We start from the raw sequence: 15,856 nt of genomic DNA on the forward strand, positions 1-15,856 counted from the left end.
CACATTGCTACCCCCCTTAGTCCCCCCTTGTAAAGGGGGGAAACAATAAAAATCCAGTTCCCTCCCCTTTACAAGGGGAGGGTTAGGGTGGGGTAAAAAATATTTGATACATCAACCATAACTTTTCAAACACCCTCTAAGCGTGTATTCTCATCAATAATCTTTATATAAAAAATAAATACTGCTATTTGCTTGATATTACATCTTGACGAGTATAAGCAGAGCGATCGCAGTTTGGAACAAATCCGTTTTGATCAAGCTGTCGGTTTTTAATCCAGTAAAGTTGCAATTTATGACAACAATATGAGAAAATGAAAAGAATATGAAAACAACTTAGAGACAAGATTAGCGCCTGTGAAACTTGATACTCCACCTGTCAGCATTTCCCACGTATCGGAAACTGAAAGCCAATTACATCAACCCATAGTTAAGGATCATCCCCAACCGAAAGAATCTGTATTTATGGTCTTTGGGACAACCTTCATCACCATTTTTCTCGCGGAAATTGGTGATAAAACCCAACTTTCTACCCTGTTAATGAGTGCAGAATCTCATGCCCCTTGGGTGGTTTTTCTGGGTTCAGCAGTAGCATTAATTACTACTAGCTTACTGGGAGTATTATTAGGTGGTTGGATATCTACAAAACTTAGCCCTAAAACCGTTGAGAAATCAGCCGGGGTGATGTTACTACTGATTTCCGTCATGTTGGTATGGGATGTAATTCAGGGTTAATACTTGTAAATATTGTGAACTGGGGAAATTATGAACTGGCATCTTTTAGGACTAAGCTTTGTCACGGTGTTTTTGTCAGAATTGGGTGATAAAAGTCAGTTAGCAGCGATCGCTCTTTCTGGACAAGGACAATCTCGAAAAGCTATATTTTTTGGTACAGCGGGCGCTTTAGTATTAACAAGTCTCCTGGGCGCATTAGCTGGTGGTGCGGTGTCCCAATTTTTACCTACACGGATTTTAAAAGCGATCGCTGCTGTGGGATTTGCCATTCTTGCTATCCGTCTCTTATTACCCAACAGTGAAGAGGAATAAGAGACAGTTAGCAAATAAATGATCGGAAATTAAGGAGATCCGCTATTGTAACATAAAGTTACTACCGTAATCGGTTGATTGATGAAATGAAGCGATAGATACAAGACGATCCTCCGATGCGTCCCACAAAATAAATTGGAAGCAATCAGGAATATCCGCTATTTTTAGCTTTTTTACATGGGTCAGTAAATGAATATTTTGATTATGGCAAGCTTCCAGATTGTAATTAGGTATTCTTTCAGAAAGATGGTGGATATTGTGATAGCCTATGTCTGCCCCAAACCATTTAAGAACTCTGGGTAATTCTAAGTAACTACTGCCTTGTAATGCTCCTAGAGTATAATCCCAACCTTCAGTTTTATGGGCGTAAGAGCCATCAAAATTGTGCTGTACAAAGAAGATGCAGATAAAAATTGCTGCTGAAAAGGTGAGAGTGATTGAGTAAACCCCAAAGAAGAATCCAAATCCTAGTAAATAACCCAAATAAATCCAACTACTAACTACGCAAATATTGTTGAAAAGGATATCAAAAAACTCTCCTGTTGTGTACCAATTTCTGGATTTATAAGAGTAAATGATTTCCTTGATATCCATAGTCGGTTCTTTCTGTATGCAAGTCAGCAAATGACCTATAAAACCATACAAACCAGCGATTAGTGCCAGTCTGGGCTTAATTGCTAGATAGAAAAAACCGCCCGGCAAAAGCATTAATGGATGCCTAAGTAATTCATACCGCTTTTGGGCAAAAGGACTAAGTTTAGCAAATTTCTCTGTGGAGATTAATGCAGCCGGTCCTTTATATTTTTCCCAGTCGCCATTTGTTTTATGATGAAAAGCATGACCCCTTGACCAAGGATATTGAGGGATGCCATTCATCACTCCCAAAATAAATCCTACGACTCTATTTACCCGTTTTGATCTAAACAGTGAATAATGTCCACAGTCGTGCATTAAAGAAAAACAACGCAGTGAAAATAGTATGATCAAAATCATGATCGGTGGCAGCAACCAAAAGGAAAATTCTGCTGCTTTTGCTGCTAAAATCCATAACAAAATATAGGGAACAACTGTATTAAGGACTTGATAAGTTGCGCGTAAGTCGTTGCTCTTCATGTAGGGAGCTAAGACAAAATCTGATTTCTTAATCATTATGATTAGTTTGACCACTATCTTTACTAACAGTCCGGTGATGTTGGCTGGGAATTACTTTGTCATAAGCTCACCAAAAATTGAGGTTTTTGGCGATTCATTAACCCAGATTCTGCACGCTATTTTATACTATATCTAGTATGACAAATATTGGGTTAATGTTTAGCTAGATAGCAATCTTCAAAATCCCGGACAATGCCAGTGTTTATGCTTGATAGTGTGATATTTTTTACTTTTTAAACATTAAGCTTCGCGCCAGTACAAATTTAACAGAATACCACCTGCTACTAGCTTCAATGCTTCTAATAGAAAATAACCGCTGTGTAATAAGTTCATTTGTGGTGGAACTAGATTACTAGTAAGTAAGCTGAAATTAGCACCTAGAGCGCACATTTGGGGAGTTAAGAAATAAGTATCTAGTAATGCTACTGTTAACAGAATTCCAGATAAAGCAATACTACCTAAAGGCCAATTAGATTTAGTCTTGCTAATAGCCAGTACAGCAGTTAAAACCACAGTAGCAGACAATAATTCTAGGCGATTAAAATTCCAAAAAACCAGATAACCTGCTGTAGAAAAATTAGCCTCATTCATCATGCCAGCAAAGTAAAGACTAGGCATAATTACCCAATCTAAAACCAGACTAGCACTGAGCCAGAAGCCCAGAGTTAACATAATCGCTGTTTGCCAAGTTGACCGTTTAAATTCCAGACTAGAAAGAGTGTTCATAAAAATAATTGCTTTGTTGTCTTCTTAGAGTCTAACTAAAACAGTGATTTTGGCAACAAATATCAATTAATTGTTACAAACAAGAAACTCTAACCCAGATTTCCTCCAAAAGGAAAAAATCATTCCAATACCAAGGGTAATTTATATAAAAATAAATAAACCTGAAGCGATCGCTCCCAATCCCCCACATCACGTTATGATCAGAAGGAATCACAATCATCTGCGCCAATAAATTCTCAGCATCTACCATGACGACTTCCACACCAGAACCCAATCAACCCAACAAATCACTTACTGATACAAATCTGGTAGAAGACCGCAGTAAGCTGAGTAAGATGTATCAGCATTATGTAGAAGTCAAGGATAAATATCCTCATGCGTTGCTGCTGTACAGAGTAGGCGATTTTTTTGAAACTTTTTTCCAAGACGCTGTAACCGTTTCTAGAGAATTAGAATTAGTCTTAACCAGTAAACACGGTGGGGAAGTCGGTCGCGTTGCCATGACAGGTGTACCTCATCACGCTTGGGAACGCTACACAACCCAACTGGTAGAAAAAGGTTATGCTGTAGTAATTTGCGACCAAGTAGAAGATTCGGCGGATGCCATTGGTCTGGTCAAGCGAGAAGTAACACGCATTCTTACACCAGGGACTTTGCTAGAAGAGGGAATGCTCAAAGCCAGTCGGAATAATTACATAGCGGCTGTGGTAATTGCTGTCAATCATTGGGGGTTAGCCTACGCAGATATCTCGACAGGGGAATTTCTCACATCTCAAGGTAGTGATTTAGAACACTTAACTCAAGAGTTAATGCGTTTACAACCTTCCGAAGTCCTGTTTCCCACTAACGCCCCCGATTTAGGTAGTTTACTGCGTCCAGGGGAAACTTCACCCTCTTTGCCCCAATGTCTACCACCTACATTTTGTTATAGTTTGCGATCGCAAGTCCCCTTTTCCCAAGCAGAAGCTAGAAGTAAATTATTGCAGAAATTCAAAGTGCGATCGCTCGAAGGTTTGGGTTGCGAGCATCTCCCCCTGGCAGTTCGCGCCGCTGGTGGTCTTTTAGAATACATCGAAGACACACAAAAAGCCAATCCCGTCTCCCTGCAATTATTACGCACATATACATTAAATGATTATTTAATAGTTGATCATCAAACCCGCCGTAACCTAGAAATTACCCAAACAGTCCGCGACGGCACATTTCACGGTTCTCTATTATGGGCTTTAGATCGAACTAGCACCGCCATGGGCAGCCGGGCTTTAAGAAGATGGTTGTTACAACCGCTACTAGAGATCAAAGGGATTAAATCCCGCCAAGATACCATTCAAGAATTAGTAGAAAATACACCTTTACGCCAAGATCTACGCCATTTACTCAAGCAAATTTATGATTTAGAACGTTTAACAGTCAGAGCCGCTTCTGGTAGAGCAAATGCACGGGATTTAGTCGCCTTAGCTGATTCTTTCTCCCGTTTACCAGAATTATCTCGCTTGGTAGAAGATGCGAGATCACCTTTCTTAAAAGCTTTGCAAAAAGTCCCGCCCAGCCTCGAAGAACTAGCAGAAAAATTACACGCTCACATCGTAGAATCACCACCGACTCATCTAAAAGAAGGCGGTTTAATTCGGGCGGGAATCAATCCGCTTTTAGATGAAAGAAAGGCTACAGTCGAAAGTGATCAACAATGGATTGCCAACTTAGAAGTTGACGAAAGAACAAGAACGGGAATCCCCACTTTGAAGGTAGGATTTAATAAAACTTTTGGTTATTATATCAGTATTTCCCGCAGTAAATCTGACCAAGTTCCCGATAATTACATTCGTAAGCAAACTCTGACAAATGAGGAACGTTACATTACTCCTGATTTGAAAGAACGAGAAGCCCGAATTCTCACAGCGCGAGATGATTTAAATCAGTTGGAATATCAGATTTTTGACGCATTACGGGATGAAGTGGGTTCTCATGCCGAAATCATCCGTAGTATTGCCCGTGCCGTAGCTGCGTCAGATGTATTATGTGGTTTGGCGGAATTAGCCGTACATCAAGGTTATTGTCGTCCAGAAATGCTTACAGGACGCGAGATTAACGTGATTGATGGTCGTCACCCGGTGGTGGAACAGTCTTTACCTGCTGGATTTTTTGTCCCTAATTCGACTTGCTTAGGGGGGAAGGAAATGAACCACGAAGGAGCGAAGGAAGCGAAGGAAGAGGAAAAGAAGAATTTATCTTCCCCTGATTTAGTGATTTTAACCGGTCCAAATGCGAGTGGTAAGAGTTGTTATTTGCGTCAAGTTGGTTTAATTCAGTTAATGGCGCAGGTGGGTAGTTTTGTGCCGGCGCGGTCTGCTAAATTGGGAGTGTGCGATCGCATTTTTACCCGTGTTGGGGCTGTAGATGATTTAGCCACAGGTCAATCTACGTTTATGGTGGAAATGAATGAAACTGCCAATATTCTCAATCATGCAACTGCGAAATCTTTGGTTTTGTTAGATGAAATTGGTCGCGGGACAGCAACTTTTGATGGTCTTTCAATTGCTTGGGCTGTGGCAGAATATTTAGCAGTTGAGATTAAATCTCGCACGATTTTTGCTACTCATTATCATGAGTTAAATGAATTGGCTACTATTATTTCTAATGTAGCAAATTATCAAGTTACAGTTAAAGAATTACCAGACCAAATCATCTTTTTACATCAAGTTCAACCCGGTGGTGCTGATAAATCCTATGGAATAGAAGCAGGAAGGTTAGCAGGTTTACCCACAGTGGTAATTCAAAGAGCAAAACAGGTAATGGGACAAATCGAAAAACACAGTAAAATAGCCATGGGATTGCGTGAGAATTTATAAATCTGCATCAAAAATCGAAAATTAGAGCTTTGTCAAGATTCCCCCCTTAAAAAAGGGGGTTTAAAGATATCTTTAGTTCACTTCTGGTTCTGCTTGTGAGATTGTTTTTGCTTTAACTTGCAGTCGGTTAAATATTTTACGGATAGCAAAGGGAACAACCAAGAAGCCTAAAGTAAAAGGTGAAGATTCAAAAGGTACAGCAGTAACAGTCCCGCCGAAATCAGTAATACTATTGTCACTGTTACTAAAAGTGATTCCACCAGGTGAGCTACTGAAATAATATCCAGTAGTAGTATCACCAATAGAAAATCCATCACTTGCATTAGGATCTCCAGACTGGAATACCGAGTTACTGGCAATATTGTAGTTAAAGTTAAAGGCTGGAGTAGTTGTTTGAAGATAATCCAAGTTGTAGGATGCCAGGGTGGCGCTGGAACTATCCTTAAAAGTGATATTCAAAGTTGTGAATTCACCAGGGCGAGCAAAGCCATCATTATTGGCATCATTGAAAGTAAAATCACCCGTAGCTGAGTAACTACTATCTTCACCAAGCCAATTAAAGGTTATCGCCTGGGCTGACAATGTTCCTTGCAGACAACCTAGAAAGGTGATTGTGCTGATGGCAAACTTAACAAATTGACGCATAGTATGGATTCCTTCAGAGTAATTACAGAGTATTGGCGGTAAATTTCCCAAAAAATGGTGAAAAAGCTATGTAGGTAAAGGGTTTAGCGTACTGTTGATTGGTGTTAAACCTGCCGAATGGTTAGGTTACAGACGGCTTATTTGTGGGCTTCCACACCTGCCTGGAACTTAAGTTCCAGGCTAATAGCCAAAGTTTACTTTAGTAAACTGGGAATTTTTAGTCATCTTTAGATGACTTTGGCGATGAGACTGGGAATTAATTCCCAGTCTGGCTATAGGTTTTACCAGCTACTAAACCCTAACGGTGATTGGTCAGTAGTCAGCTTTTATCTAGAAGACAGTGGTGAAATCCGAACCGTTAAGAACACTGATATTGACGTTATTCAAAGTTGCTAGAAGTGAGCCATCACTGGTGAGTTTAATTTGAGCATTAGCAGCACTTTGAACAAAAGACACAGCACCAAAGCTGAAGCCCAACTTGTCAATCCCATCCTCGTAGTCGCGGATGGTATCAGCCCCGTTACCTGGTTCAAGGACAAAGATATCAGCACCTGCGTTACCCCAAAGGTTGTCATTACCAGCACCACCATAGAGCGTGTCATTTCCATTACCGCCATAAAGTAAGTCGTTGCCAGCACCACCATAGAGAATGTCATTATTGTCTTCTCCATAGAGTCGGTCACTGCCTAAGCCACCGGAGAGCGTGTCATTACCAGCACCACCATAAAGGAAGTCATTACCAGTACCACCCCAAATGTTGTCATTACCAGCGTTGGCGTAAACTGTGACGACTCCTGTTCTCGCACTGGCATTAATAGTATCGTCACCAGAGCCTGTTGTATAGGTAGCTACTTCTGAACCTGCGGAGGCTGTAATTGTTTGCCCAGCATTACTGCTGCTCAAATCTTGGCTAACGGTGGCAGCAGCAACGTTAATTGAGAAATTGGTGGACACATTTCCCACACCGTCAGATGCTTGGACAGCGATCGCAAAAGTACCAGTACTGCTAGGAGTTCCGGTCAGGGTGCGAGTATTGGCATTAAAGGACAGCCACGCGGGAAGTCCAGATGTGCTGAAAGTGAGTGGTTTCCCTTCAGGATCACTAAAGATATTGGTTGGTAAGGTGTAGGTGAAGGCTTGACCGTTTTCCCCACGTTGGGAGGGAATTAAATTGCTGACGATGGGTGCTTCATTGACATCATTAATATTAATTGTCAATGCCTTATCAAAGGTCAGACCAATATTGTCGGTGGTTCTCACCCGGATGTTGTAAATGGATTTGGTCTCAAAATCTGGGGAAGCCTTGATTTGCAGTTGATTCTGGCTAATGGTGAAGGCAGAGTTATCAGCACCACCTGTGCCACTAACTAAGCTGTAGGTAAAGGTGTCAGTAGCACTAGGATCAGTAGTAGTAAACGTACCGATAACTGTGTTAGCCGCCACATTCTCGTTGACATTGGTAGAACTTAATGCCAAATTTGTCGGAGCTTGAGCAGCATCAACTTGGAAACTGAAGAGCGTGCGGACTGGATTACCACTTGCGTCATACTCTGTTGCGGAGTTTGGTGCTGTGGAATTAATACCTTTGCTGGTAACTGTCAACGTATTTCCATCTGGACTGACTTCGAGGACACTATAGTTGAAGGTGTCAGGGCTGTAGAAGTCCACTGCCCCCGGTGTGGCTTTGCTCAACAGAGTACCGTTTTGATCGCGCTTCACATCATGCAGTCCAGCATAGCCATTGAGTCCGATGGGTTCGATGCCTGCGGCTTGTTGCTTTGTAGCTAAATCATCAGCGATCGCTTTAATATTAGCAAATGAGTGATTCGTGATTGTGTCTGGTCCAGTGGCACCGAGTGGCCCATCAACAATGGAGAAGACGTAAGGAACTTTCACATAGCTCGACTGCACACCGGTTTGTCCCGTGGGCGAGTAGTAAAGTTCGTTGATGCGGTTTTGGTGATCATCTGCCGAGAGGAAGACTACATTCTTAATGCCGTTGTCAGCAATAAACTTGAGTAAATCGTTGCGCTCGGCGCGGTAGCCGCCCATGTAAGACTTACCACCATCAGAATTGACAGAAGTTATTGTGCCGGAGAGCGCACCACCGATTGGACCGAGTTGGTCAATCGGATCAGATAGAGAGACGAATTTCCAGGGTGTGCCTGCGGTCTGAGCATCAAGCAGAGTCTGCTTCAGCCATGCTAATTGGGTGTCACCCAGATAGGTGCGGTCTGGGTTGTCAGCGCGGGAGCCGGTGTCATCAGCACCACCGTTGGCTGTCTTCAGACGAATATCGCGGTAGGAGCGGGAATCAGTGTTGATGTAGAGCGCATTTTTGCCCCATTGCACGGCGGAATAGAGTTGCTTTGTACCGTTGGAACGTGGATCTGATGGGGCCGTCACCGTGCGTTCAGCGATGGGCTGGTAGTTCAGGAATACATCACGCAGCGTTTGGAATCCTGTTGATTGATTCATGAAGCCGCCTAGAGCAGCCAAAGCAGATGGAGAAAGCAGGTCAGCCGCATCATTAACGTTGTTAACATTGCCAGAACCGCCGGCGCGGGCATCAACACCCCTTCCAGTAGCCATATTTGTCCCGTCTGCACCACCTACAGAACCGCCAGCAGGCGCACCGCCATCAATATACTTGCGGTTGCCCAATTCGTGGTTATCCCAGGTGGTGTAGTTACCCTGGCCTGCGTAGAACACTTGCAAACTATTCTGCCCACCGTTATTTACTGGCAGGAAATTCTCACGATATTTCTTCTCGTAATCTGCTTTTAACTGCGCCTGGGTAGCAAAGGGAGTACCGTCAGGGATGAATGCCCTGGGAATCCCGTTAAAGCTCAAGGAATCGTTAGAAAGCGTGACAGATGGGGAGTTCAACCAGGATGCACCGTTGTTACCAGCCACGTTACTCGCATTTTCATAAATCACGTCACCGAGATTTACATAGAAGTCCAAGTTCTCCCCCGGAACTGCACTCGCTAGAGGATAGGGGCGCATCAGACCGTCCATGTCGCCACTGAAGGCAAACTTCACAGGAGTCGCCACTGTTGCATCAGGAGCAGTTTTAAAAGTGCCAACCTGACTAAGTTCACCTGTGGCGGCTTGAAAACGGTAGTAGTATTTCGTGTTACTTTGTAAACCCGTGGCATTAATCTTTAAGGTGTAGTCATAATTAGCATCACGGGTAACACTGTTTATGGATTGGACAATATTGCCAAATCCTAAATCGGTAGAGATTTCCAGCTTGACATTTTCTGTAACGCCAGAAGACTGAGAGGGAGTCGCTGTATCAAAAGTGCGAGTCCAAAGAATCACACTATTACTTGTGGCATCTCCCGCAGCTACCCCAGTGAAACCTGCGCTTACACCGTTAATGGTAATACTGATATTTTGGCTGGCTGTGCCATCAAGGGATGACACAGTAAAGGTATCAACTTTGGTCTGACCAGCGCCCAAATACTGCACCGCGCTGTTATCAACGCTATAGCTAAAAGCTCCCGTGTCAGTAATCGTTAAAGTACCTAAGTTACCATTTGCGGAAATGACGCTGGTTGCAAACTTGTTCTGACCAGCATCTTCATCTGCAACTGTTAATGAACCTGAAGCGGTGAGTTTACCATTGGCATTAACATTAGTTCCTTCTTTGATGCTGACAGCCGCATTTCCACTAATGCTTGCTAGGTCATTTACGTCATTAATGGTAATACTGAAGGTTTTATCAGTGTAAAGTCCACTTTGATCTGTAGAACGGACTACAACGCTATAACTAGACTTAGCTTCAAAATTTGGGGAAGCATTAATCAGTAATTGATTTCCGCTAATTGTGAAAGCTGCATTGTCATTTGTGCCAGCAACAAAGCTATAGGTGAAAGTATCGCCGATAGTCGGGTCAGTAGTGCTAAAAGTCCCGACTACGCTATTGGCAGTGACATTTTCATTCGTGCTGGTAGCACTTAAAGTCACGTTGGTAGGAGGGTCATAACTTTGAATCGTTAGCACCGCATTGGGCTGCTTAGTTCCCACTAAACTGCCAGTGCTGGGATTTGCTAGGCTCAGGTTGACAGTTTCGTTGGGTTCTACATTCGTATCCCCAGCAACGGGAATCTGCACATCCTTGTAAGTTTCACCAGGAGCGAAGGTAACAGTAATTGGTGTATTGATGTAGTCCGCTTGATAAGCTTTGTAGGTATCAGGATTGAAAAGTGCTTGCAATTGTCCACCTTCTACCAGTTCCCCAGAAATGCCGTAATGGGCTTGGGTATCAAGTAAAAACCAACCAGGACCAAGGATATCTTGAGCATCAATAATCCCAGATGATTCCTCATCGTTGTTGAATGGTGCAGTTGCAGCCACCCCAATATCACCAAATCGAGCCGGATCATGTTTAGCCAGCAGTTTTAATGTGTCAGTAGCGATGTCGTACTGCCAAATTTTGCCATTGTGAGCAGCACCCCCCACGTCTTCTTGAAGGAGAATATGACCATATTTATCAACGGTCATGTTGTCAAACATATTGACTTTTACTCCATTGACTATATCTCCATCAATAAGTAGGTCAATTGTGCCACCAGCATCAGGGTTGGTGATATCGCTGAAATTCAAGCGCCAGAGACGGGTACGGCCAACCTGACTACCAATACCATCGGTTACTTGGTCAATCCGGTCTGTGGTCACGAAAAAGTATTGACTAGGATTGAGGGGATTCCAAGCGCCATCTTCAGGACGGGAGAAGGCTGTTGAGGCTGTACCACTAAGGGTGAAGGCTGTGCCACTGGTGATATTAGTAGCGCGGGTTGTGGTATTGACTATTTCCGCCGGGCTGCCAGTTACATTGATAAACTTGAGTGTGCCATTGGTCAAACCAGCTTTATCAATCTCAGTCCCAGTATTTTGCTTAGTACCCACATAAACCGCAACAGATTGACTCAAGAGTCCCGTACCACCATCGTTGTTGCCGATTACGATGGTTTTATCTTGGGCGAAGGGATTGGCCAGGGCATTTTCCCAACCACCAACACCGGTTAACCCTGAGCCATTGGTGGAGAGATTGAACTTGCCGAGGATGTATGTATTTCCCTTATTAGCACCAGTAGCGACTGTAGCTAGTGCATAACCAGTAGAACCGCCTTCTTCCCCATTCAAGAAAATCCGCGCTTGAGAACCAAGTCCAGTAGCGGCGTTATAGTAAGCCGTAGGCGCAGCGAGATCCGCAGAACAAAAGCGGTTAAAGTTGATGGTGCTAGTGGTAGTATTAGAGCTTTGGGTGGCAGAATTCCAGTTGTAAACATTTTGAATCAGATCGCTACCACTCACAACCGACAAATTGGACTTATTAATCACCCAACTAGAAACGAATGCACCTTTACCACCATGAGCGCGGGTAATGCCGCTAGTGCTGCCAAGTTCTTGGTTCATCAACAAGGTGAAAGTACCATCACCGTTATCAAAAGCCCCCAAACCATCGGGAATACCCACCATTTTATAGGGAGTGCCATCAGGTTTATTGTTAACTGAATCCCCAACAGTGAGGATGGATTTCACACTAACACCCGATCCTGGTGTTGTGGGGATCATATAAGGGGTGGCAGAACTGCTGAGTCCTTTGCTTGTATCTACAGTGGGAGCAGCAGCACTACCTTTGGCTGTACCATCACTTAATAGCAGTTGTACCGTACTGATATTGCTAAGATCGCCTTGACGAGTAATTCTGACCGTTGCGCTGTTGGAGAAACCCGCCGTATTGCCTTCAGTGACGCGATAGCTGCCTGTACTAAAATCAACGGCCGAGTCGTTGTCAGTAATAGTAACAGTGGCTGTTTTCGGTGTGCCAGTATCGTAGCTGCCCGTATCTCCTAGTGTCAAAGTTACAGTTTCAGTTCCTTCCGCAAGGGTGTCATCAATGGGGGTAATGGTGATGTCCACAAAGGATTGTCCTGATGCGATGGTTGCTACTCCTGTCAGGGTTGGCGCGTAATCTGTGCTTGTAGCCTGACCAGAACCCGTGGCGATTATGTAGTTGACAGTTAACGAGCCGACGGTGCTGCCTGTGCGAGTAATGCGGAAAGTGCCAGGGTCGCTGCCAGTCTCCGATGCGTTGGCATCTGTGGCTGCGATGGTGATAATGGCTGTGGCAGAAGCTCCGATGGTTCCAGGTGATCCTTTTTCATTGGCATCGCCTGATGCGGTGAATGCTCCGTTGATGCCCACTGCGCTCAGGGTGGAAATGGTGGTGTTATTAAGACCTGCCGCGTTATCAAAGGTCGGGAATGACGATCCAGCAGGAGAAACCCCGAAGTCCACTCTAGTCTGAACAACGCCAGCGGCATTAAAAAGGTTGACAGCATCACCTCCGGTACTCAGTCCCACACCCGATCCGGTATAGGTGCCAACTTGGAGATTGGCAGGTGAGTTCGCACCGAACCACAGGGTCTTAAAGGTGGGAAGGATGGTGCTGGGTGACGCACTTTCGATGAAGATCACTGACTCGCCGGGAGCGATACTCGTGATACCGTTTAGGGCGACCGCAGAGCCGAAGGAGTTAGAGTTGTCGTCCATCTTCCAGCCGGTGATGTTCTGAGCGGCAGTGCCGATATTCGTCACCTCAAACCAGTCGGCAGCAAGAGGGCTGTTACCACTAGACCATGGTGCCACCTCTGAGATGATCAGGCTGGCAGTTCCACCCGTTGAAGCAGTAACATTTAAGGCATAGTTGACGCTTACATCTGGAGTGTTTCCCACTGCGGGGTCGTCCACATTGACCGTAACATTGTAGTTGGGCTTGGTGGTAGTATTGAGAGTCGTTCCAGCTTTGAGGTACAAGGCATTGCCGATGATTTGGAAGGAATTTGCATCTGTTCCAATTAACGTCAAGTTGTTATTTCCCAAGCCGTCGTCGGTGATGCCAATGTCAGCCACCTTAACGGGAGACGCAGTGCTGGTATTCTCAGGAATCGAAGTCACGGGGTTGATCAGGGTGGCAGCAGTGGGGGCAAGGTTAGGAGCAGTGGATGGGGCATAGACCCAAAGTTGCGGATGGTTAGCATCGCCACCGCCATTTTCATTGACGACATAGAGGTAGCCATCACGATCCATGGTCACGCCTTCCATGGTCATATCTGGCACACTCAATACGCTGCCCGGATCAGCAATGATCGTCAGTTTGCTGGACACATTACCAGAGCGGTCAACGTTGATGATCTGTCCAGACTCCTGACTGATCACCAGCAAGTGGCTGTAATCTGTCTGCCCGTTCAGGGACGGCAGATTCGACAGGGCGAAAACATCAGAAAAGTCCGCAAGGTTAGTCAGAGCCGGATTGAACAAGTCGGTCGAACTCGTTGCCGTAGGTGAGCCATTGCTCGCGGTGCCAGCATTGAAATCAATGGTGGTCTGGAAGATGGATTCGGGGGTCTTCTCTTTGACGAAAATAAACCCACCCGTCAACGGGTCATAGGATACGCCTTCCAGACCAATGTTGCCGATTGTCGTACCGAGCTTGACGACCTGTGCATCGGATTTGTGCAAGGTGCCACCGGCGACGTAGGTGAACAAGTTAGCCTGGCGATCGCGCTCCTCTATGAGAACAAATTTACCATTGCCGACGTAGGTAATTCCTTCCGTGTCATAGAAGTCTGTACCTTGGGGACTACTACCAGGAGCTAAGGTCATGGAGTTAATCAACTGCCCGGTCTTCGATACTTGCACAACTGATGTACCACCATCGCCGACCACAAATAGGGTGTCGGTATCCCAGTTGTAGGTTACAGCCGAGGCTTCTTGGGCTAAGAGGCTATTCGTGGGGGCAGTAGTGCGGGTGGGTTCGGGCAGGTCGTACCGACCCACGCGAACATAGGTAGACAGATCCACAGTTGTAACAGGATTAACTGGCATGAATAAAATTCCCTAAAATGTAGTTTTGAGAAAATCTAGTAGAGAGTTGTGCGATCGCTTTTGGATCAACTACAAAAACGAGCTTTGTCTGTAGTTGGGCGATCGCTATATTCAGCATAAGTTGGTATTATGTTGTTGTAGACCTTGACACTCCCCGGTCTAAAGACGCGGGGATTCTATAGAGAGTTTCAGTCTATATCTCTCAGTTATCCCAGCTTCAGGCATTGCCTTAAATATTTGGGTTCTTGCCCTGATCCTGTTTGCCATTACTGGCAGAATCATCTCTGGCAAGCGTAACTTTCCGAGAGTCCCCCGGTAGGTTTTTAATGTCTTTGCTGACAATTTAATTGTCTCACGAATATGGATGAAAATTTGAAATAATTTCAAATTTTTCAATTAATGTCAATGCAGGATCAAGGAAAGCCTCTAGCCTTCATCCCTTGTCTAAAGCACAGATGTAGCTGACTTAGTCAGCTACATCTTCAAGGGTTTTCGGCATTTCCCTTATAAAAAATCAACTACAAAAACAATCTTTCTTTTCAAGCTACATGAATTGTACTACAAAGGTTGCAGGTTACTTATTTACAGCAACCATTTTACGCCTTTGCCGCTGCCGATAAAAACCCATTAAGCCTAAAATTGGTAATACTGTTAATGGGGCTACAGGCGAAGATTCAAAGGGTACGGGAGTTGCATTTAAACTACCAGTAACGCCGCTATCATTATTGAACTGACCAGTGAAATCTGTAAAAGTAATACCATTGGTTGATGTGGATTCTAGAAGATACCCAGAGTCAAGACCAATAGAAAAACCTGTACTAGTGAGCGGATCGCCAGATTGTAGTACCTTTCCGCTATTGGTGTCGTAAATGAAATTAAAATTCGGAGAAGAGGTAGGGCTATTGAGATCCGACAAATTGTAGGTGACTGGTGCGTTATTTGCAGAATCGGTAAAGGTAACATTAAAAGCTGTGATACTACTAATACCATTCACCGTTCCAATCAGTCCATCATTATTTGCAGTTCCCTCAAATGTTCCCGTTAATTTGGTTCCAGAATTACCAGTCCAACTAAGGTTAAAACTTATGGCATAAGCCGATGGTACAAGACCAAAAGTCATGACCATGGTAAATAATGAAAATTGAACCAAATGACGGACTGTATTTTGTAATTTCATGATTGCGATCTCCTCAGATAACTAACTAATATTGAATTGCCTAATGAATTTGATTAAAACGCCTTCAATTCATCTAATACAATGATTTCAGGCGTTTTTAATCTTCAATTTGTTATTCTTGCCTGTTAAAAGCCACCATGAAAATTGGCAGCAGTAAGCTGACCGGGGGTTACATTCAGCAATCGCATCAACTCCACCCCATCAGGACCAAATACCTTAGTATTACCTGAGTTCGATGTAAATAAAAAGTCTAAAAGTACGTAACAGTAACAGTTCTGTCAATAAGTATTGGTTATTGAGAATTAAAGCCCACACCAAAAATTTCTCAAAAAATTAATTTTTTGAAATGTATTTACTATTA

General features: G+C 44.0%; 9 protein-coding genes and 1 pseudogene. 3 read left to right on the plus strand and 7 right to left on the minus strand.

The window, feature by feature from the left end:
- Positions 1–354 precede the first annotated feature (354 nt).
- Together PN450_RS19595 and PN450_RS19600 are read left to right on the plus strand one after the other, a co-directional pair.
- Complete coding sequence (locus PN450_RS19595) at positions 355–732, plus strand: TMEM165/GDT1 family protein (protein WP_148761113.1); 378 nt, start codon at positions 355–357, stop codon at positions 730–732.
- 30 nt (positions 733–762) lie between these two features.
- Positions 763–1,044, plus strand: coding sequence for a TMEM165/GDT1 family protein (locus PN450_RS19600; RefSeq protein ID WP_148761115.1), 282 nt, complete (start codon positions 763–765; stop codon positions 1,042–1,044).
- 42 nt (positions 1,045–1,086) lie between these two features.
- On the opposite strand, the gene PN450_RS19605 is transcribed toward PN450_RS19600, so the two are convergent.
- Both PN450_RS19605 and PN450_RS19610 read right to left on the minus strand, forming a co-directional pair.
- Positions 1,087–2,193 (minus strand): fatty acid desaturase, encoded by a 1,107-nt coding sequence (locus tag PN450_RS19605; protein ID WP_271837281.1) that lies wholly within the window; start codon positions 2,191–2,193, stop codon positions 1,087–1,089.
- A 243-nt stretch (positions 2,194–2,436) separates the two neighbouring features.
- A complete protein-coding gene (locus PN450_RS19610; RefSeq protein WP_015083438.1) occupies positions 2,437–2,922 on the minus strand; it encodes a hypothetical protein in 486 nt (161 codons plus the stop codon).
- A gap of 248 nt (positions 2,923–3,170) precedes the next feature.
- Here PN450_RS19610 and mutS point away from each other — a divergent pair, with 248 nt between their 5' ends.
- A complete protein-coding gene (mutS, locus tag PN450_RS19615) occupies positions 3,171–5,771 on the plus strand; it encodes a DNA mismatch repair protein MutS (RefSeq protein WP_168696183.1) in 2,601 nt (866 codons plus the stop codon).
- A 72-nt stretch (positions 5,772–5,843) separates the two neighbouring features.
- On the opposite strand, the gene PN450_RS19620 is transcribed toward mutS, so the two are convergent.
- The 5 genes and pseudogenes from PN450_RS19620 to PN450_RS19640 all read right to left on the minus strand — a co-directional run bounded on the left by PN450_RS19620 (position 5,844) and on the right by PN450_RS19640 (position 15,495).
- Positions 5,844–6,416: a hypothetical protein gene (locus PN450_RS19620; protein WP_168696184.1), complete on the minus strand. Its 573-nt coding sequence runs from the start codon at positions 6,414–6,416 to the stop codon at positions 5,844–5,846.
- Between the two features lie 330 nt (positions 6,417–6,746).
- Entirely contained in the window at positions 6,747–13,181 is a 6,435-nt protein-coding gene (locus PN450_RS19625) for an alkaline phosphatase D family protein (RefSeq protein ID WP_271837283.1), read from the minus strand.
- 363 nt (positions 13,182–13,544) lie between these two features.
- Positions 13,545–14,318, minus strand: a pseudogene (locus tag PN450_RS24145) (SdiA-regulated domain-containing protein); the annotation flags it as partial.
- Complete coding sequence (locus tag PN450_RS19635; protein WP_271837285.1) at positions 14,308–14,436, minus strand: hypothetical protein; 129 nt, start codon at positions 14,434–14,436, stop codon at positions 14,308–14,310. The gene PN450_RS19635 and the pseudogene PN450_RS24145, both read right to left, overlap by 11 nt.
- Positions 14,437–14,892: 456 nt before the next feature.
- Positions 14,893–15,495 carry a hypothetical protein gene (locus PN450_RS19640; protein ID WP_213712384.1) on the minus strand — a complete coding sequence of 201 codons (603 nt, stop codon included), beginning with the start codon at positions 15,493–15,495 and terminating at the stop codon, positions 14,893–14,895.
- Between the last annotated feature and the right edge of the window lie 361 nt (positions 15,496–15,856).

It is taken from the genome of Dolichospermum lemmermannii CS-548 (assembly GCF_028330815.1).
In the GTDB taxonomy this organism is placed as follows: Bacteria; Cyanobacteriota; Cyanobacteriia; order Cyanobacteriales; family Nostocaceae; genus Dolichospermum; species Dolichospermum lemmermannii.

Bases quoted from the DNA above. Each gene is read 5' to 3' on its own strand.
- PN450_RS19600 (WP_148761115.1), top strand. From the start codon at position 763: ATGAACTGGCATCTTTTAGGACTAAGCTTTGTCACGGTGTTTTTGTCA.
- PN450_RS19605 (WP_271837281.1), bottom strand. From the start codon at position 2,193: ATGATTAAGAAATCAGATTTTGTCTTAGCTCCCTACATGAAGAGCAAC.
- PN450_RS19610 (WP_015083438.1), bottom strand. From the start codon at position 2,922: ATGAACACTCTTTCTAGTCTGGAATTTAAACGGTCAACTTGGCAAACA.
- mutS (WP_168696183.1), top strand. From the start codon at position 3,171: ATGACGACTTCCACACCAGAACCCAATCAACCCAACAAATCACTTACT.
- PN450_RS19620 (WP_168696184.1), bottom strand. From the start codon at position 6,416: ATGCGTCAATTTGTTAAGTTTGCCATCAGCACAATCACCTTTCTAGGT.
- PN450_RS19635 (WP_271837285.1), bottom strand. From the start codon at position 14,436: ATGCTGAATATAGCGATCGCCCAACTACAGACAAAGCTCGTTTTTGTA.
- PN450_RS19640 (WP_213712384.1), bottom strand. From the start codon at position 15,495: ATGAAATTACAAAATACAGTCCGTCATTTGGTTCAATTTTCATTATTT.